This is a genomic window from Aerosakkonema funiforme FACHB-1375 (genome assembly GCF_014696265.1).
Lineage (GTDB): Bacteria > Cyanobacteriota > Cyanobacteriia > Cyanobacteriales > Aerosakkonemataceae > Aerosakkonema > Aerosakkonema funiforme_A.
Map to the genome: position 1 here is coordinate 1 of NZ_JACJPW010000144.1, position 17856 is coordinate 17856.

Genomic DNA, 17856 nt, shown 5'->3' on the forward strand with positions numbered 1-17856 from the left:
TGTCAATTTTTACAATACATTTGTACTATCCGTGGGTAGCGATCGCACTCCTGCAAGTGCCTTAACAAAAGTTCATACAGTGTCGATTACTTTTGTCCGACTACTTAGCGACAAAGGAAGCGGCTATGCGCTACCTGGAACCCATTGCCCTCGATACTGAAGAGATGTTTTTGAGTTTTATGGAGTTTCGGGTTAAAGCACCGCTACTGAGTGAAGCCGATCGTTCCACCTTAGCTTTAGCTCGTCACCGCGTCTTATTGTGCGTCAGTGATGACAGGCGGATGATTGAGGTCTGCGAAGAATACGGCATTGCTTACATTCGGATGTTGCGATTATTGAGCCAAATGGTACAGACCGGACACAGGACGGTTGAAGAGGTCATAGAGATGGCTGATACCTTAGTCAACGAGCGGGGGAAATGGATTGCACAGACAATTTTGTCAAGCTGGAAGCGCTCATTACATAACTTCTAAATAATTCAAATTCTAAAAGATGTTAAATGGGTTCTATAGAAGTATCGAGAAGAACATCCCCTCCAATTAGAGGGGTTTAATTAACTAACCAAAAATACCGTCCTTGGTGAAGTTTACTCTAAGCCTCCACTCCTAGCATCAAGGCAGCAGTAAACAGATACCACCTTATGGTCAGACCAAAAAAAGTTGCTGTACCCGATGCTATAGCAGTAATGGATTTTGGTGGTTTATCCACCAGAGTGTTTTACTTTGGGTCGCACAAGAGCCAAACCAATTCCTTCATCATGGAATCGCAAGTAGGGCCAGTGAGCCGAGATACAGCCAACGCCTACACCCTGCCCAACTTGACCTCCACCTCTCCCGAAAACATTGCCTGGGTTGCCATCAATAACGATTGTCGAGCAGTCGGTTACTTAGCTGCATCTCAATTTAACGCTCATATCGGATTGAATGGCCTCAAATACAGCAGTGCCTTGTACAAAGCCTTAGCAGCTTTATGGGTAATATCACAAAAATTAGACTTAGGCCATCACTTCAGTATAGCGATCGCAGTCTTCCTACCCCCAGGCGAGTTCAATGACTCCAAACAATTCTTCGAGCTATTGAGTCGCGCCGCAGCTTCCTTTGAAACACCCACTGGCAGATTCTCAGTCAAACTCGATAAAACCCAAGCTTTGCAAGAAGGGGGCGGGATTTCCATCGTTCACAATAGCAAACTCGGAGCCGCTTTCAAAACCAGGGTAACAGCCTTTGCAATGGTGGGATTTCGCAACGCCTCTTTAGTGGTAGCAGCTAGAGGTGCTGTTGGTAAAGGCAAAACCTCCGACTTAAGCATGGTGCGAATGGTCGAACTCGTACAAGAACGCACCTCTAACTACGATCTGGCTCGGTTAGCAGAGGCGATCGCTATTTCAGGCGATCGATACAACCGTCCTTACTTCTACCGTATCGCACGCAATCGAGATGAAGCTGCTAGAGAGCGAGAAGTAGACGAATTGATTGCCGCCGTGAAGCAATCTCGCTCTGACTATGCAAGGATGTTAACTCATTGGCTCGATGAAGTGCTACCCCCCGATACCGATGAAATCGTCTTTTGCGGCGGTACAGCTGAATACGTCAAACCTGAGTTACGTTCTCACTATTCCCGTTACGCTCAATCTTGGCACGCAGGTATCTCAGTACCACCAGAATTAGACCCAAATGGATTAGGACATCGTTTAGCAGATGCTTACGGTTTGTTTATTTATTTCAAATCTCAATTTGAGGGATTGCGTAATAAGGCTACTCAAGCAACTGAGGTCGAATCAACAGAGGAAATAGCTGAGTCTTCTGACGAACTTACTGAATCTACTGCGGAACTTGCTGCTGAATCGACTACCAAAACAACTGATATAGAATCCCCTCCTGTAGCGGCGGTCAGTGCGAAAGATACAGGTGAATTGGATGCCGTTTCCCTATTATCAGGACCTTATCGAGGAAGCGGAAAGAAAAAAGAAAACAGTGAGTCATGTTTAAATGGAAAAATCAGTCATGAGTGAAGAAAAACAGCGGGTTTGGTATCAACTTCGGTGTCAGCCGTATATTGATTCTGATGAAGGAATTTTATTGAATTACCTGCTCAATCATCCTGTTTACGACTCTAAAGAAGCTGCATTTAAAGCGTTTAAGGCATTTTGGAAAGCTTTAGCTTATCAAAAAACGGGTACAGCTTCTTCCGAACAAATTCATCAATTGGGCTGGCATTGTATTGATGCCTTACTCAATCATGTAGATTATCTTTGTGCAAGCTTGGAGTTAAATCGACAACAGTTAGGGTCACTATTAATTGCCAGAGGCTGCGCTCATCATCCTAAATGTGCGCCTTACTTTTTAGGCTTGAAGTATCAAACTGAGAGTGCAAGTCAGCCAGTTTTTCCTTTCCCTACTCAGAGAGAGCCAATCAGTAAGTTAGAAGAGCCAGCAGTCGAGCCTGATGACTTCACAGCGGATACAGATGGATTTAATTTAACGAATTTCGACCCAGCAATGCTCGGCCCCACATTTAGTTAGTACCAGGAGATATATGCCAAACAGAATTCATTTAGTAGACGGGGAGAAAGGCGGAATCGGCAAATCGATGTTTACTTGCGTGCTAGTCGAATACAATCAAAAGTACGACCTCCTTTACACCCTCATTGATGGGGATTTCAAAAATGCTGACGTACAGCAACGCTATCCCGAACATGAAGCGCAAGTAGTTGCTTTAGTCGAAGATGAAGAAAACTTCTTTGACATCGATATCATTTTTGAAACTGCCTTAGAAACTCCAGTCATCGTCAATCTACCCGCTCGCGCTTATGGCATTATCAACAAATGGATTGATGAAGCTGGCTTAGTTTCCCCCGACTTTCTAGAAAAGTCAGGAGTTGATATCTGTAAGTGGTTCTTATGTAGCGGTACGCCTGATAGCATCAAAATGTTTATGGACTCCTTCAATTGTTTTGAAGGTCAACTAAAGCACGTTTTGGTACGTAACTTTGGTGTTTGCAAAGATTGGTCACATATGCAAGGCCATGACGACATCTTGCAACTCATTAACAAACACCAAATCCCCGTCATAGACTTTCCCAAACTCAGTGCCAAAGAAAGGAAGTTTATCGAAACGAAGCGATTGTCTTTCTCTCAAGCAATGAACCATCCAGACTTTTATTTGATTAGCCAACAACGCCTGCACACTTTTCTCGAAGAATCCTACAGTCTAATCGAAAATGTCGGATTGTTTAATGATGCACCAAATCGCTTGATTCAACCTAACATAAATACCACTCCACCTTTAGCCAAACAACCAGATAAAACTGTTGCTTGATGTCTATCAATGCAGTTGATTAACAAAACACCCAGATTGTTCTTCAATCTGCGGTGTACTTATTATAACCTTATTTGGGAGTTAATACAATGCAATATGATGACATTTTAGAAACAGACGAATTTGGTGAAGAATTAGGTAGGACTGAACTAGCTGAACCAGAAGATACAATACCAGAAACAGATAATAAATTTACTTACAAACAAGAGTTTTGGGAAGCTATTGATGATGAACTGAAAACAAAGCGATCGCAGCATGAATCGCCTCTATCTGCCCCACCAAAATACGAGCGAAATACCGAATCATTAATCAGCCAAGTGCTGAAAGGGAAAGACCACGAATTCCGCGCTAATGTCATCAACACAGCTTACCGATACGGTCTAGATAAAAATGACCCCCTTTTAATCATTTTACTGGCTACAGGTCAGCTAGAACTACTGTTAGAACAGAAACCAGATGAGATTGACAACTTCTTTAAAGAGTGGCAATCTAAATGGCGAGCGGACTTAAAAGATTCTCAAGCAATTATCAGCCAAGAAATAGAGCAAGTACAACAGTTTGTTGATAATTGGGCGCAGTCAAGTCGAGAAGTTCTAGAACGTCAGAGTAAAGCAGCAATTAAAGTACAAAGCCGCAATATTTCCAATTCAGTTAAAACCTTAGTGCGACAAGCTGCATTAGAAAAAGTAGCTCACGATATTTGGTCGGTGATTTTTGGCAGTGGTGTAGTGTTTGGTGCGATCGCAATTGGTGTATTCGTTGGATTAGCAATCCCTCGCTTTACTCCATCACCAGAACTCGACCCAACTGGACTCCGACAGCTAACACTGAAAGAAGCAGCAGCATTAGAATGGGGTTTAAGCAACGAGGGCCAATTTGCTCAAAAGAATGCCGATACTATTCGCTGGGCAATGAGTAATGAAGGGAAATACGCTCGTCAGTTTATGAGTTGGAATCAAGCACTGTTGAGTGAAAAGAATGGCAAAAAGCTGTGTGAAACTGAAGTTAGCCGTTTGGGAGTTACTTTAACAGTTGAGGGAAAAGCTTCCAAAGGAGGATTTTGTACTTTGTGGACTCGTTCTCCCAAAGAAAGACAGTTTAGCAGTAATTAAATATAGCTATTAATTAACAGGGTTGCTCTCATCTGTCAGTAGCGATACTGACAGCAACTTACCATTAACAACGTTAACATTATAGCGTTTGACGAAATGAGGATTAGCCCATTGCTCGAAGGCTAAAATACTATCTGTATTCCAGCGTAAGTTAGAAATCGGTCGCCAGGGTAAAAAGCACTCACTTTTCAATTCAAATACTTGACCTGTTTTTCTACGTTCCACAAATATCCTATCTTGACATTGTTCGGATATTCCTGTTCCTGGCAATGGTACACAAGCGATCGCCACTCTGAATGTATTACTTTGATTGCTGGTAGTTTCCGTTAGCTGCATCGAGCGCAATGGTATTGGAGTCTGCACTATCCTAAAATCCTGGCATTCGCTTTGATTGAGAGTGTTGGAGCAAATAGCGATCGCTTGATTGCTTGGAGCAAAGTATACTGCTAAATAAACAACTGCAATCGACAACAACTTTTTCATCTTTGATACCTACGATCGATTCACTGATATAGCCGATAATTCAAATGTAACTTGCCATCCCAAGTCCGGCTGAATTAGAGCTTGGTTATCCAACAAAAGACAAGAAAATTTACTATTGTTTGTGGTAGTAGGTAATTGCTGTAGATATGTCTAGTGTAAAATCAAATAGTGAAGCTGGAGGGAATCGAACCCTCAAAAAGGCCATCGTCTTAGTGAGGCTGCCTTTACCTTTTGGCCACAGCTTCTTTTCAGCTACTAACCCGCTAGGGGCTAAAAAAAGAAAAACCCTCAGTCTAAAACTGAAAGTTTTGTTAGTGATTGCTACCTGTCTATTTAATTTCCAGCGCTATTTCATACAAGATTTGAGTATGGCACTTGTCTGGTTTTGAGTTATCTGTTTGATAATTCTCTTGGTCAATACAAAAACACATCAAATCAGTTACTACATCATCCTCAATGTCTTTAGCCAGCTTAATAACTCGCCTCAAATAAGCTCTTTCCCAATCTTCTAATTTACAAGTTTGTTGTTTCTGATACGCTTTCAACAGTTTGCCTAGCCAAGCTTGGTAACAGTCAAGAGATTCTGCTAATGTTTTAACTCGAAATCTTGCTGTTCCTGGCTTATGGCTGAAGGGATTACCGAGGCCGAGGTCTTCAATACTACGACCTCGACCACAGTACAAAACACCTGGTTTGTTGAGTAGTTTGGAATTGTATCTTCGGATGTTAATTATTGCTCCACCAAACAATAACTGCGCCCTAATTGTGGCACTCGCTGTTTTAGCTAGCTTGCAGAGTTTGCTGAATACTTGGTATAAGTTGCTGCTGCCTATCCTCTAGATGCTTCTTGATTTGCGATCGCAACCAAGATGTAGGTGCATCCTTACCGTTAATTTTAAGCCGAATGCGATCGCTTTTTGGCAAAGTTGCGTTCAAAGAGCGAATAACTGCACGACATTGGCGAAGGGTAAGTTTCTCAATTTGACCTAATTCTAGCACTTCAAGAGTAGTACAATTGGTATTAGTACTACTTGTCTCGACTGTGCAGATAGTGGTGTTTGTGGTGCTTCTTTCTGTTGTGTTTGTTGCATCTGTTGAAACTGTTTCCGTTTGTTCCTCTGTTTGGCTGGTGAATACAGTTGGTATGGTTTCAGATGCTGGCGACGCTAGCTGTTTAGCAAAAGCACCAATGAAAATGTAGTGAGCGAAGATACCACCATAGCCGATAATGGCTACTGCTTCGATTGCGAAAGTCAGAAAATCTTGCAATTCTTGATACATTTGCGTTCACTCAAACTTTTTTAGGGTAGCGGCAATCGCCGCTAGAAATTAAATCTGCCCTTAACTAAAAACCTTGGAATTGACCTTTTAGAGGTATTGACAGCAAAGCAACTGAATTGGTACTTGCTAGTTTCAAATTCTTAAGTACGATCGCTAATCCAAAGTTAAGCAGGTATAGTTTGAATCACCCAAACCCAAGAATCAGTTTTCAGATCGGGCCACCTTTGGAGTAGGTAAACCTTGTGATTCATTGTTGAAATGACTCCTGAAAACGAATAAATTTTTAATCACTTTTACCAGCCGTTGCTCTTGAAATAACCCATTGGGCTGGGGAAGGTTTTGTTGGTAAGTAAAAAGCAAATTGACCAGTTCAGAGAACCAAGTTAGCTACTTCGTCGCTTTAGAAAATTTGGTTTGAAGGGTGAAAGTAAGGGGTGTTGAAGGCGATCGCACTTGGCAGAAAATTCATCACTTAGAATGATTGGCATTTTTCTTACTAGCAGCGATAGCGGCTTTTTGTTGGCTATTGATGGGGTGGGTGGGGGGTCAAAGAAAAACCGCTTTAAGCGGCTTTTAAATTGATTTAATAGATTCGATCTTTATTTGATGAAGTCGTCATTATCATCATCTTCTTCATCTTTAGCATTCCGTTTAGATGCTTTTCCTGCATCTTGCACATTCGGGGCATTAAAAGTCGTTAAGTTAAGTATTGTGGGCAAGAAGGTAGGTGGGGCTGTAATAATACTCAATTGTTATTGCATAGATCGGGGTTGATGATGGTAAGCGTCTTATGTAACGCTTTTTGGAATAAAAAAAGCAGCAAAGGTTACATAAGACAAGCAAAACTGTTGACTATCGCAGGTCGAGCTATAGATATATATTTGTTCGGTTCTCTTTGGCTGAAATTAGTCTTATGTAACGCTTACATTACTTTGACCGTTACATAAGACAAGCTCAGATTAAGAAGTGCTTGCCATGCGATCGCACTACTGTAATTCAGTTTTCTTCCTTTCCGATCAAATCTGCGTGGCTACAGTTGAGGACAAGTGGTAGGGCATCCCAATGGTCGAGACGAATGTTAGGGCGCTCTGTGGCTGTCTTCCATTTGTAGACAGTTTTCGGATGTGGCGCTCTACCAGTCAGTTCCCCAAGTCTGGTGGCTAACTCTTCATCGCTTATTCTTCTGTCAGCCATAATTGCTGCCAGATTCCATTTTCCAAGCAGCAGAACTCGTCTAGCCATTCCAATCCCTATTCTTGAGGCTTTTACACTTAGCTTTACTTAACAGCTTATCACAACTATTAACGCACCATTAGAGCGTTAGTGCTACAATGGTGCATATAGAGGCTAGAAAATTTCTGACCTGCTTTCTGGGGATGTGAGCGATCGCAATTCACTCTTATAGGCGCGGAGGTTAAGCAAGTTAATGAAACTGACGCCAAAAGAAAAAGTTATTCGGCTTTTAGAGCGCTGGAACTCCGATGAATTAAAACAGCTTCAAAGCTGGCTATCTGTTCGCATTGAACAATTAGAATCTTTAGCACAAGAGTTTGAGTTACCACCTGTTAAGTCGGGACGAATTGCACTCAGCGTGCGTCGCTTTAACTCGATTGTCTACCGTTTAGAAAAAGTTCGCTGCGGAAAGGAAAACTGCCGTCGTTGCCCGCATGGTCCGTATTGGTACGGTTACCAACGAAGTAATGGAAAAGTAGTCAGTTTTTATGTTGGGAAAGAATTGCCATTAAATCTTATGTAACGCATGAACTACTGTATACGTTACATAAGACAGATTTTATATAAAACTGAATCTAAACATCTTATGTAACGATTGTGAGGGTATAGACGAAAAGCATCGTTACATAAGATAAATGGATTGGAAAGGATTTAACACTTTTTTGGAGATGATTCGATCGAATAGTCCAAATTACTTGCGACCAGAACCCGGTTCGGTTAACTGGCGGTGCTGTGAGGCGTTGACGGTATCCGGTAACACCTTGCTGACATTGCCCTGAAGCTTGGTTTTGATTTACCTGCAATAATGGCATCTTTACCTGCCATTATTGCCTCAAAACCTTGTTTCGCCACCAGTGCTGGGTCGTCCTTTTCGCCTGCACCTGCCTTGGTATCATCCATCCCGGCACGGTGGAAAAAGTTGGTATCGGTTGGCCCTGGCATCAGTGAAGTAACGGTTACGTCTGTATCTTTTAACTCGTTACGTAGTGCCTCGGAAAACGAGTGGATAAAAGCCTTAGATGCTGCGTAGACAGCCTCGAATGGCCCAGGCATGATGGCAGCAATGGATGAGGTGAAGAGAATGCGACCTTGACCGCGTTCAACCATATCTTTCACTACCCGTTTGGCAAGATGCACGGAGGACACGACGTTTAGGTTAATCAGATTCAGTTCGTCTTCGAGGTCTGTTTCGCGGGCAAAGTCGCCCCCAACGCCAACACCTGCATTAATTGCGATCGCATCTACCGGTCTACCTGTAGCTTTAATTTGTTTGTAGAGCGTCTCGACTCCATCATAAGTAGCTAGATCTGCTTCTACTGTCTCAACGAGAGCGCCATTATTCTCAAAGTCTCGTGCTGCTTCATTAATGCTCGATCCGGTAGCTCTAATTAGCAGGTCGAAACCGTTTTGGGCAAACTGTTTGGCAAGTTCATAGCCGATGCCATTAGAAGCACCTGTCACAACAGCTAGAGGGCGGGTCAACGAGTTGTTCATAACTATCCTTTAATTGCGATCGCTCTACAGTTCGGCAAGTCTTTTTCTTGCTACTTTTGAATTTTCGTAAACTTTCAATTTTTACAATCTTAAGGAGATATTTATAAGTAAAACGTCTTTCTCTAGACGTATCGCTTCTGAAATATTCTACTTTGATGATTATAAAGTAGATTGCACAGAATGGTACGAGCGGGCATAATCTCACTCAATTAGTATCAATTATAAATCAGCTAATTCAAAAGCGTCTTTCTGTAATTAACTCCAACAGAAAGACGCCGCTCTATCTCTAACTTAAGCTAGAAGATTTAGCTATTTAATTGCCAAAACATTAAACTACTTCTTCTTGACGCTCGATAACTAAAGTAAGCTTAGCACCAAAAACAGCAACGGCTGCTACCACAGTTGTGACTGGAAACAAAAGCGTAGCACCTGTTAAACCTAAAGCAGCGGGAATCAAAGGAACTTTAACCAGCGTATTTCCCTGCTTTCCCTTCACTACAACTTGGCGTATTTTGCCTTGATGAATGACATTTTTGAAGAAGCCTAGTACCCGCTCGTGATTGATGTTGAATTCTTCTACCCGTTCTTTTTCAGCACTTTCCGATTCAACGGCTGTGCTGTCAACAACCACAGTGGTTACTCGGTCTTCAATTCGTTCAAATTGTGCGTTCATTTTTTGCTTAAGCGGTCACATTCAAACCGCCCCAAACCTTGATGATTTAATTCTGCCAATTCCTAGCTGGGAGCCACAACGAAGAAACCACACTCTTCAGGTAGTATTTACCCTATAAAGCCAACTGCTTCGCACCAAGATTGTGCAAATATTCCATCCGGGTGATGACTCCACTCTCGCAAAGCCTCAACCATCTGCGTTAGCGTCAATTTAGAAGACCATCCCTTTTCTGGCGCACCTTCAATCTTTTCTGCCGCCTCAATCCTAAACGCCAAGTATTCTGTAGCTTGACTTAATGGCTCATAACACTGATAAGATGCAGAAAATTCGCTGTTGCTAAAACCCGCTTTTTTGAGCAAAGCTTTCAATTCCCTGCCAACATAAGGATTTCCGCCATTCTGCTGCTGGAGAAACTGGTAAAATGCGATCGCTTCTTTCACTTGTGGCGTCTCAGGCGCAATCAAAAATCCGCCCCAGTCAGGACTGCGAATACCCACTTTACCCCCTGGCTTTAAAACCCTCTTTATTTCCGATAAAGCTTTCAGGGGTTCTGCTAGATGCTCGAACAAAGCATGAGAAAATACAGCATCAAAAGAATTATCTGGAAACGGTAGATTGTAAATACTTCCTTCGATGAAATCAGCATTGCTGATACCCTGCTTTTTAGCATTTTCGATCGCTATATTAATTTGCGATATCTCCCGGTCAATTCCCGTCACCGTACCCGGAAAAATAATTCCTGCCAAACCTAAAGTAATTGTACCCGGGCCACAACCGCAATCGAGCAATTTCATCCCCGGATATAAGTGAGGAATAAAAAATGCTCCATGACTTTCAACTGTGCGCTGCGCCATAAAATATGTTGCATTGCTCGAATACCCAGGCGTGTAATTTTCTCGCATCAATCTAACTTGTGAATTATCTACTTACCTGCATCATAAGTAGACTCTTTTTAGTTGTCCAATATATATTTATGAGGAATTGAGACTTTTAAGATATCAAATCAGTGGAACTGCGACACTTGCGCTATTTCATTGCGGTAGCTGAAGAACTGCACTTCAGCAAAGCCGCCGAACGACTCCACATCGCTCAACCGCCTTTAAGTCAGCAAATTCAGCAATTAGAAGCGGAACTCGGTGTAGAACTGTTTCAACGCAAAACTAAGCGACAGGTGCAGCTAACAGACGCCGGAAGGGTGTTTTTACAGGAAGCTTATCAGCTATTAACTCAATTAGAACAGGCGATACAAGTGACTCGGCGCGTGGGACGAGGGGAGGTGGGACAATTGCGAGTGGGATTTATCAGTTCTGTGACTTATGACGTACTACCTGCTATCCTGCGGGAATTTCGAGAAGAATTTCCAGATGTTGAGTTGGTGTTGCTTGAGTTAACTACCATAGAACAAGAGCAGGCGTTAAGAGACAATCGCATTGAAGTGGGATTTGTCCATCCGCCTTTGGAAGATGATACTCTAAGCTGGGAGTGCATTCAGCAACAGCCTTTGATTGTGGCATTACCTGAAACTCATCCGTTGGCTGTACAAGAACGGGTCAAGGTAAGTCAGTTAGCAGAGGAATTTTTTATTTTGTTCCCACGCCAAAAGGGGTTAGGATTGTACGATCGCATTCTAACTCTCTGTCAGCAAGCAGATTTTACTCCCAAGGTAGGACAACAAGCGATCCAAATGCAGACGATTATTGGTTTAGTATCTGCCGAAATGGGGATTGCCATTGTCCCATCTTGCTTGCAAAATCTTCAAAGGTCTGGGGTAGTTTATCGTAGCTTTGAGGAAGAAACACCGTTAGTAGAAGCGGCGGTAGCGTGGCGAGAAGGAGAAGAAACACCCATCGTGCGGCAATTTTTGCAAGTGGTGAGACAAGTTTGCACTAAAAGCTTTTCGTAAAATTTAATTAATTTAACCCAGACAAACTCCTATGACTCTACCGATTAAAGAAATTGTACTAGCTCCCGGTGAAGGTAATCATCTGATTATCGGTAACAGCGAAGTAACATTTAAAGTAGTAGGTGCAGATACTCACGGTCATTTAGGTTTGTTTGAAAATCTTATTCAGCCTGGTGGAACTGCACCCGAACTGCATATTCATCGCCAGATGGAAGAAATGTTTTATGTTTTAGAAGGAGAAGTTGAGATTCAAGTGGGAGAACGTATAGTACAGGGTCAACCTGGTGCGTTTGTGCTTGTACCTCGGAATACGCCTCACACATTTTCTAACCGAGGAACCAAACCTGCTAAATTGCTAATTATGTTTTGTCCGGCTGGTGAGAGAGAAAAGTATTTTGAAGGTTTAGCTGAATTGTTAAAAGAGGGAAATAAGCCTTCTAGAGAAGCACTTGTTGACTTGATGCGTCGATTTGACCAAGAACCAGTAACTTAACCTAAATATGTTATTACTTTGCTGTCTTTCTTGTTTGGTTGGGTAGATTTGTACCTACCCAACAACTTGTGTGACTTAAGTTTGACTTTCTCTGATTTACTTGAAATTTGTTACGGAAGCATTCAAGTAAAATCCTCCAAATTAAACAAAGTCATCTGTTTGGCTGACGTTGTATTCTTCTTCGGCTTGCGTTTACCCTGCACGATTTCTTGAATCACTGTTTCCGGCTGCATAGTTTGTTCAACTATTTCAAAACTTTCACATTTTACCTGTTCGCTCTTTTCCTCTTGCTCTGCATTTTCAACTGATTCAAACCATTCTTCGTACCAATAAACCGCATTCATCGATTTAGGCTTTTCGGCTAATAAGGTATTACCAAGCCACAGGTCAGTTTGACCCAACCACCAAATCGGAATTGCCAACCAAGGCGCGTACAGAAAGAACTGAAACAAAGCGCACTTCAACAAAATCGGGTCGATATCCTGACCGATGCCACACAAACAATAATTAGATTGTGCCAACATCAAAGTACCCGTACCGCAAGCAGGTTCATTAAAGCTAGAAGTTCGGTCTGTCTTTTCAGCGCTAATTACTTGAGATATGAAGCTACCGACTACTAGCGGTGTTGGGTAAAATCCAGCATTCCTCTGCGCCTTTTTTCCACAAATATCGGGTAGTATTCTACCTAAATAATCTTCAGGATACAGTAAAAGAGCAGACAAATCGAACACCTGGTAAAGACGCATCGATGCTCCTTCACAACTTGCTGGTTCTTTTGGTAGACTTTTGTAAGCAGGATGACCGAAACCGAATAAAGCCCAATCCAAGAAATATTCGAGATATTCCCACGCACTCCAACTTCGCCATTCTCCATGCTTGGGAACACAATTAAGAGTATTGTTCAGCATATTTTCTGCTACGCTTGAATACTCCCAATCGATTTGGGGAATAGGTTCATTTGGTAGTGTCTCATGAATGACAAACTCCGGCAATGGTTCGGGTTTTCTACCTTCTAAGAGAGCTAACATGGGTTCCATTTTCCACCGATTCCATGCGTGCGCCGGAATTAATTGACATCTCCCCCAGTAATCCCATCTTCCCCAAAGACAACGGTCTACTTGCGCCAGAATTGGCATCATCCAGCCATGTGCTAAATTCCGATTGAACTTAGGAATTAAATCTTTCCTGGTTTTAATGTGGTAGGATTGTTTTTGAAAGTGTTGTCGAAGTTCGATGCGAGCTTTCGTGTCAATTATCGGGATTTCAACTACTGTTTCCACGGGTTATACCTTGAAAAGTTGTGCCACCCGTTTACCGCGATCGCGGTAAAAAATATGACTGGGAATCTTTTTAAAAGCGAATTAATGGCTTATCGATTCAAACTTGAGTCATATTTTCTATTTTTTTTCACCAGCCGCAGCTAAATATTCGGTATTTCGCACAACCTTTTATCGAGCCTAATCAGTATTATCGAACAACGAAAACTCGACTTCTAGCGCGGCTCGCCCCCACATAATAAAGCTGATTAGTAGCGCGAATGCTGTCCCTGTACTCCTTAACAAACTTAGCCTTTTGAGCCGGAAAAAGTCGAGCAAAATGCAGAGATTTCGTCGCTACCTTTTTACAGATATCCTTGCTATCAATCGCCACTTCTGTAAAAGTAGATCCCTGTGAATTATGCACCGTAATCGCCCAACAATTACGCATATCTGCAAAAGTTTCACAATGATTGTACCATGCCTTCCATAAACTGGGATTAATCTTCGCATTCCGTAGCAATCTGGTATTATCTTGCTTGAATCTGCGAACACTATCTTCATGCAGGATGTAAATTTGGCGGATATATCCCGACTCTGTTTTTACCTTAACATTCCAAGCTTTATACCCCGAATATCTATCTTCTCCAAATTCAACTACTTCCACTTCTGTTGAAGTCGGTAGGGTAATAGTTTTTCCATCCGGCGCAATCACGGGTGCTTTACTAATCAACCTTTCCCCAATCACGAATCTAGGAGCGTTTTTTCCGTAAACTTTAGCTCTGATTTTACTATTCCAGTAAGCAACCCGTTCGTTAGTGTAACAGAGAATGCGAAAGCAATCGGGGTCTCGTTCAAATTTGGAAGAAAACTTCTTTAAAGCATATTTTAACGTAACCGTTCAGGGGGGGTAAAATAGCTTCAAGCGTATGCTCTATATCCCTTTCAGCTTTTTAAGCTGAAAATATGATTATCAATAAAATCTAAAAAAAGTGATTTATTGACAGTATAAGCTATTTAAAAACTAATCAAAAAACTACAGGTAGCGTTCTTTGATTAGTTTAAACGCTACCTGTACCCCGTGAACGGTTACATTTTAACAGAGTTTGTTCTCTTACTAGGAATGCTCCGTTCTTCTTAGAAGCACTGAACTTGGAAAATGGCTCGAATACCTTTTTACTTTTGGCAGCCGTTCGACAAGCAGTTACAAATTCCAACAACGGACTACCCGCGCCTTGTCTGACTACTTCTGTTAAAATAGCCTTGTCAGCTACGTTGAAAGATTGCGATTTTTTCTCGTTTATCTCTTCGTTTACAGGTGGCAATTGAGCCGAGTCGCCCATTACAATCAGTTGTCGATTGTTGCCTATAATTAAAGTACCAGCAATTCTCTCTTGGATAATGCTCCACAGTTCCTCTGTCACCATACTGCACTCATCTAGAAAGATGGTATCGTACATATAGAGTAGCGACGGAGAAACTTGCTTGAGAATTTTCTTTTGTCCCTGTTTTACCGGGGCTAATCCTAATAGCTGATGGATGGTCATAAAGTCTACTCCTCTGACTCCCTTTTCAGTAGCCATCCGTTGCAATACTCCTACTGCTTTATTAGTTGGAGCCGTGAATACAACCCTCTTTCCAGCACTGACTAACTGTTCTGCAACCAAGTTAACAATGGTCGATTTCCCCGTTCCAGCATATCCAAATAATCCGAACATCCGTTTGTCACTATTTAGGAATTCAGCAATTTTTTGGAGTGCTTGGTCTTGTTGAGAAGTTAATTGAAAATTCGGTCTGACAAGTGTTTCAATCATTTGAGTTAAGTTAATTTCGCTAGATTTAAAACACCTATCAGCGTTAGCTGTTTTTTGGTTAAATTAACTTCACGATTTTTAGGTTAATTTATGTTTGTACAAACTTAACTTGTCTCCTAGAGGATGACTTAAGTATTTAAATTAGAACTGTTCAATATAAACAATCTCCTTAGCTATTAAATACAAGTATAATTGATTGAGAATTAAATTAGGCTATAATATCACTAACCATCAGTAAGAGGATGATATGAATACTTCATTTTCCCTGAAGTCCTTTGCTTGACAGATTTATATATGGTTAAAATCGCGTTAGCCAAATCAGAAGTCGAAATTGCACGTTGCTTCCCAGTTATGCAACAACTACGCCCTCATCTAATTGAAACTGATTTCATTACTCGTGTCAGACGACAAGAACAGCAAGGCTATTGTTTAACATCTTTGGAAGATGAGGATACCGTTAGAGCGGTCGCGGGTTTTAGACTTTCTGAAAGTTTGTCTTGGGGAAAATTTTTATACGTAGATGATTTAATCGTTGCTGACGAACAGCGTTCGAGAGGTTACGGTCAAGCACTATTACAATGGCTGATTAATTATGCCAAATCCCACGATTGCCAACAATTACATCTTGATTCCGGCGTTCAACGTTTCGCCGCTCATCGTTTTTATTTTCAACAAAGGTTAGAAATCAGAGCTTATCATTTTACTATCGATATCAGCACTATTTATGGTTAGCAAGAAACTAATAATATAAAGCTAGATTAAAAAATCAAGCGTCATCTTTATAACAGACGACTTATGGAAGTAAAGAAGGAGAAGCTTTACCTTCACGAGCGTTGTTCACCGCAGTTGCGATCAACTCCAAGATATTGCGCTGCCCTTGATTTAAGTGTAGTAACCACGTATAATCCACTCAGTAGTGCTACTGTGGCCATTGATTTGTGACCAATTCTATTGATTTCAAATATCTTTAAAAAGGTCAAACTCATAGAGTGTATGGATTTGAGCGATTGATAGCCTATTGGGGCAATACATCTGTTGTTTAGATAGACTATGATTATAAGTATGAAGTCCAAATGAGGTATTCCATGAGCCACACCAAGACCCCAGGGAAAACCCTCAACCAAGCTGAAAATCATTACAGCGATGGTACTGAACTGGTTCCGGCTGAAGTTCAAGCCAAGATCCGTCATGATAAGGCTCAATTGATTGATACTCCTTTTGCAGTTGGCTACACGATCGATGACGAAGGGTTAATCAATAACTTTGCAATTGAGCCAGATATATACCCATCAGATTATCCTTCACCCCGACAACAGCAGCAATATAAGGTTCTAGGAGCAGCCGCTTTCTTTTTTGTTCTCATGCTGATTCTGACTTCTGTTCTCGTTAGTTAGGTATTTATAGTGTTGGTTAGATTGCATAGTACTGCTCCTTTGAATCTAAGCAAGATACTCTCACTACTTGCAAATTAAACCAGACCAGTCAAGCCATCCCTAGCAATTATTTCATTAATGCGGCTGCTCTTCTGTTTCACAAGAGTCGCATTCTTTCATGATTTTGAAGTGATTTAGCGCAATTAACACTTGGAATTTTTCGTGCTGTTCTTTACCGAATCTGCTCTATTTTTAAGGATAACAATATGGATGCTCAAGAAATTTTGAGACTCTACGCTACAGGTCACCGAGACTTTAGCCATGTCAGTCTGGTTCAAGTTTGTTTGACGAATGTAAAGTTAATTGGTGCAAAGTTAATTGGTGCTGAATTGGTTGGAGCAGATTTACGTGGGGTGGACTTAACTGAAGCTCACCTCAATCAAGCAAAGCTCAATCAAGCGAATTTAGCCGGTGCAGAAATGATTCAAGCTTGCCTAACTCATGCTGATTTAAGTGGTGCCTATCTGAGTGGGGCAGATTTAACTCATGCTGATTTAAGCGGTGCTGACTTGAGTGGTGCCAATTTGGGTGGGGCAAATTTAAAGAAAGCTGACCTCAGTAAAGCTGATTTGAGCGGTGCTGATTTACGGGGAGCTGATTTATGCGGTGCTAATCTAAGAGAAGCCGATCTCAGTAATACAAATCTAGATGGAGCCTATCTGGAACAGGCAGATTTAACCGGAGCAGATCTTGAGGGAGCCAAAACTGATAAGGCAGGACTCAGCGGGGCTAAGATGCCCGATGGGATGGTTCATGCCTGATTCTTTGAGTAATTCCAATCCGATGCTTCAACGCAGTGTGGAAGAAGTAGACTGCTCCGTGCAACAAGTCTATGACCTCTGGGCAAACTTGGAGAATGTACCCCGTTGGATGCCGCTTGTAAAAAGTGTCAAGCGATTAAAAAGTAACGACGAATTGTGGCACTGGACTTTCGGGTTGGGTTTTCCGTTATTAACCGAATATGTCACCTTTCCTTTGAAGCGAGTGCCCCTTCCCCACTCATTCTGATGCTGCGTCCTCGGAGTGGATTGGGGCAGTGGGTGGTTCGAGAAGAATATCAGTTTGAACCGACAGTACCAGTGGTGGAATATGTGGATAGTTATGGCAATCTCTGCCAACGCCTAATTACCCCGCAAGGCTTGTTTCGGGTCAATACAACTGCGATCGTGGAAACCTCGGACACTATTGATGTGCAACCGGGAGCCGCTTTTGTGCTAGTGCAGGAGCTACCAGACTACGCCCTTCAACGACTCGGATGGGTTGAAGAACATAAATCTGCAAATGGGTAGAGGTTAAAGCTAATCATTACAAACTACGATAGATATATACAGCGACAGCGCTACACGTTGCGAGGCAGCCAATA

General features: G+C 41.9%; 22 protein-coding genes and 1 pseudogene. 13 read left to right on the plus strand and 10 right to left on the minus strand.

Annotated features, from left to right (window positions below; all coding sequences use genetic code 11):
- The first annotated feature begins 125 nt into the window (after positions 1–125).
- The 5 genes from H6G03_RS33210 (at position 126) to H6G03_RS33230 (ending at position 4430) form a co-directional block, all read left to right on the plus strand.
- Entirely contained in the window at positions 126–473 is a 348-nt protein-coding gene (locus tag H6G03_RS33210) for a hypothetical protein (protein ID WP_190474504.1), read from the plus strand.
- 167 nt (positions 474–640) lie between these two features.
- Positions 641–2011, plus strand: coding sequence for a ParM/StbA family protein (locus tag H6G03_RS33215; RefSeq protein ID WP_190474464.1), 1371 nt, complete (start codon positions 641–643; stop codon positions 2009–2011).
- The gene (locus H6G03_RS33220; RefSeq protein ID WP_190474466.1) at positions 2004–2522 is read left to right on the plus strand and encodes a hypothetical protein; all 519 of its coding nucleotides are present in this window, start codon (positions 2004–2006) and stop codon (positions 2520–2522) included. Before H6G03_RS33215 ends, H6G03_RS33220 begins: the two co-directional genes overlap by 8 nt.
- 13 nt (positions 2523–2535) lie before the next feature.
- Entirely contained in the window at positions 2536–3318 is a 783-nt protein-coding gene (locus tag H6G03_RS33225; RefSeq protein ID WP_190474468.1) for a P-loop NTPase family protein, read from the plus strand.
- Positions 3319–3407: 89 nt separating this feature from the next.
- Positions 3408–4430: a DUF6753 family protein gene (locus tag H6G03_RS33230; protein ID WP_190474470.1), complete on the plus strand. Its 1023-nt coding sequence runs from the start codon at positions 3408–3410 to the stop codon at positions 4428–4430.
- Between the two features lie 9 nt (positions 4431–4439).
- Here H6G03_RS33230 and H6G03_RS33235 read toward each other — a convergent pair whose 3' ends face one another.
- From H6G03_RS33235 to H6G03_RS33250, 4 genes are all read right to left on the minus strand, one after another.
- On the minus strand, positions 4440–4913 hold the full coding sequence (locus H6G03_RS33235) for a hypothetical protein (protein ID WP_190474471.1): 474 nt from the start codon (positions 4911–4913) through the stop codon (positions 4440–4442).
- 329 nt (positions 4914–5242) lie between these two features.
- A complete protein-coding gene (locus H6G03_RS33240) occupies positions 5243–5596 on the minus strand; it encodes a hypothetical protein (RefSeq protein ID WP_190474473.1) in 354 nt (117 codons plus the stop codon).
- A 97-nt stretch (positions 5597–5693) separates the two neighbouring features.
- The gene (locus tag H6G03_RS33245) at positions 5694–6194 is read right to left on the minus strand and encodes a hypothetical protein (RefSeq protein WP_190474475.1); all 501 of its coding nucleotides are present in this window, start codon (positions 6192–6194) and stop codon (positions 5694–5696) included.
- Between the two features lie 996 nt (positions 6195–7190).
- Positions 7191–7436 carry a helix-turn-helix domain-containing protein gene (locus H6G03_RS33250; RefSeq protein WP_190474477.1) on the minus strand — a complete coding sequence of 82 codons (246 nt, stop codon included), beginning with the start codon at positions 7434–7436 and terminating at the stop codon, positions 7191–7193.
- A gap of 184 nt (positions 7437–7620) precedes the next feature.
- Here H6G03_RS33250 and H6G03_RS33255 point away from each other — a divergent pair, with 184 nt between their 5' ends.
- On the plus strand, positions 7621–7950 hold the full coding sequence (locus H6G03_RS33255; protein ID WP_190474479.1) for a hypothetical protein: 330 nt from the start codon (positions 7621–7623) through the stop codon (positions 7948–7950).
- A 168-nt stretch (positions 7951–8118) separates the two neighbouring features.
- On the opposite strand, the pseudogene H6G03_RS33260 reads toward H6G03_RS33255, so the two are convergent.
- From H6G03_RS33260 to H6G03_RS33270, 3 genes and pseudogenes are all read right to left on the minus strand, one after another.
- Positions 8119–8921: pseudogene (locus H6G03_RS33260) on the minus strand (SDR family NAD(P)-dependent oxidoreductase).
- Positions 8922–9249: 328 nt separating this feature from the next.
- A complete protein-coding gene (locus tag H6G03_RS33265; protein WP_190474481.1) occupies positions 9250–9594 on the minus strand; it encodes a DUF4342 domain-containing protein in 345 nt (114 codons plus the stop codon).
- Between the two features lie 107 nt (positions 9595–9701).
- Positions 9702–10448, minus strand: a complete 747-nt coding sequence (locus H6G03_RS33270; RefSeq protein WP_190474482.1) for a class I SAM-dependent methyltransferase — start codon at positions 10446–10448, stop codon at positions 9702–9704.
- A 152-nt stretch (positions 10449–10600) separates the two neighbouring features.
- On the opposite strand from H6G03_RS33270, the gene H6G03_RS33275 reads away from it, so the two are divergent.
- Both H6G03_RS33275 and H6G03_RS33280 read left to right on the plus strand, forming a co-directional pair.
- The gene (locus tag H6G03_RS33275) at positions 10601–11497 is read left to right on the plus strand and encodes a LysR substrate-binding domain-containing protein (protein ID WP_190474484.1); all 897 of its coding nucleotides are present in this window, start codon (positions 10601–10603) and stop codon (positions 11495–11497) included.
- 31 nt (positions 11498–11528) lie between these two features.
- On the plus strand, positions 11529–11990 hold the full coding sequence (locus H6G03_RS33280; protein ID WP_190474485.1) for a cupin domain-containing protein: 462 nt from the start codon (positions 11529–11531) through the stop codon (positions 11988–11990).
- A 122-nt stretch (positions 11991–12112) separates the two neighbouring features.
- Here H6G03_RS33280 and H6G03_RS38450 read toward each other — a convergent pair whose 3' ends face one another.
- From H6G03_RS38450 to H6G03_RS33295, 3 genes are all read right to left on the minus strand, one after another.
- A complete protein-coding gene (locus H6G03_RS38450; protein ID WP_242056772.1) occupies positions 12113–13270 on the minus strand; it encodes a class I SAM-dependent methyltransferase in 1158 nt (385 codons plus the stop codon).
- A gap of 187 nt (positions 13271–13457) precedes the next feature.
- Positions 13458–13979: a helicase C-terminal domain-containing protein gene (locus H6G03_RS33290; protein WP_242056771.1), complete on the minus strand. Its 522-nt coding sequence runs from the start codon at positions 13977–13979 to the stop codon at positions 13458–13460.
- A 328-nt stretch (positions 13980–14307) separates the two neighbouring features.
- Positions 14308–15060, minus strand: coding sequence for an AAA family ATPase (locus tag H6G03_RS33295; protein ID WP_242056770.1), 753 nt, complete (start codon positions 15058–15060; stop codon positions 14308–14310).
- Positions 15061–15354: 294 nt separating this feature from the next.
- Between H6G03_RS33295 and H6G03_RS33300 the strand changes: the two genes are divergently transcribed.
- The 5 genes from H6G03_RS33300 to H6G03_RS33320 all read left to right on the plus strand — a co-directional run bounded on the left by H6G03_RS33300 (position 15355) and on the right by H6G03_RS33320 (position 17782).
- The gene (locus H6G03_RS33300; RefSeq protein WP_190474487.1) at positions 15355–15792 is read left to right on the plus strand and encodes a GNAT family N-acetyltransferase; all 438 of its coding nucleotides are present in this window, start codon (positions 15355–15357) and stop codon (positions 15790–15792) included.
- 353 nt (positions 15793–16145) lie between these two features.
- The gene (gene psb34 / locus H6G03_RS33305) at positions 16146–16454 is read left to right on the plus strand and encodes a photosystem II assembly protein Psb34 (protein ID WP_190474500.1); all 309 of its coding nucleotides are present in this window, start codon (positions 16146–16148) and stop codon (positions 16452–16454) included.
- 245 nt (positions 16455–16699) lie between these two features.
- Positions 16700–17254, plus strand: coding sequence for a pentapeptide repeat-containing protein (locus H6G03_RS33310; protein WP_190474502.1), 555 nt, complete (start codon positions 16700–16702; stop codon positions 17252–17254).
- Positions 17247–17501: an SRPBCC family protein gene (locus tag H6G03_RS33315; protein WP_199315610.1), complete on the plus strand. Its 255-nt coding sequence runs from the start codon at positions 17247–17249 to the stop codon at positions 17499–17501. Before H6G03_RS33310 ends, H6G03_RS33315 begins: the two co-directional genes overlap by 8 nt.
- Positions 17501–17782 carry a hypothetical protein gene (locus H6G03_RS33320; protein WP_242056769.1) on the plus strand — a complete coding sequence of 94 codons (282 nt, stop codon included), beginning with the start codon at positions 17501–17503 and terminating at the stop codon, positions 17780–17782. The genes H6G03_RS33315 and H6G03_RS33320 overlap by 1 nt, the downstream gene beginning before the upstream one ends.
- The last annotated feature ends 74 nt before the right edge of the window (positions 17783–17856 follow it).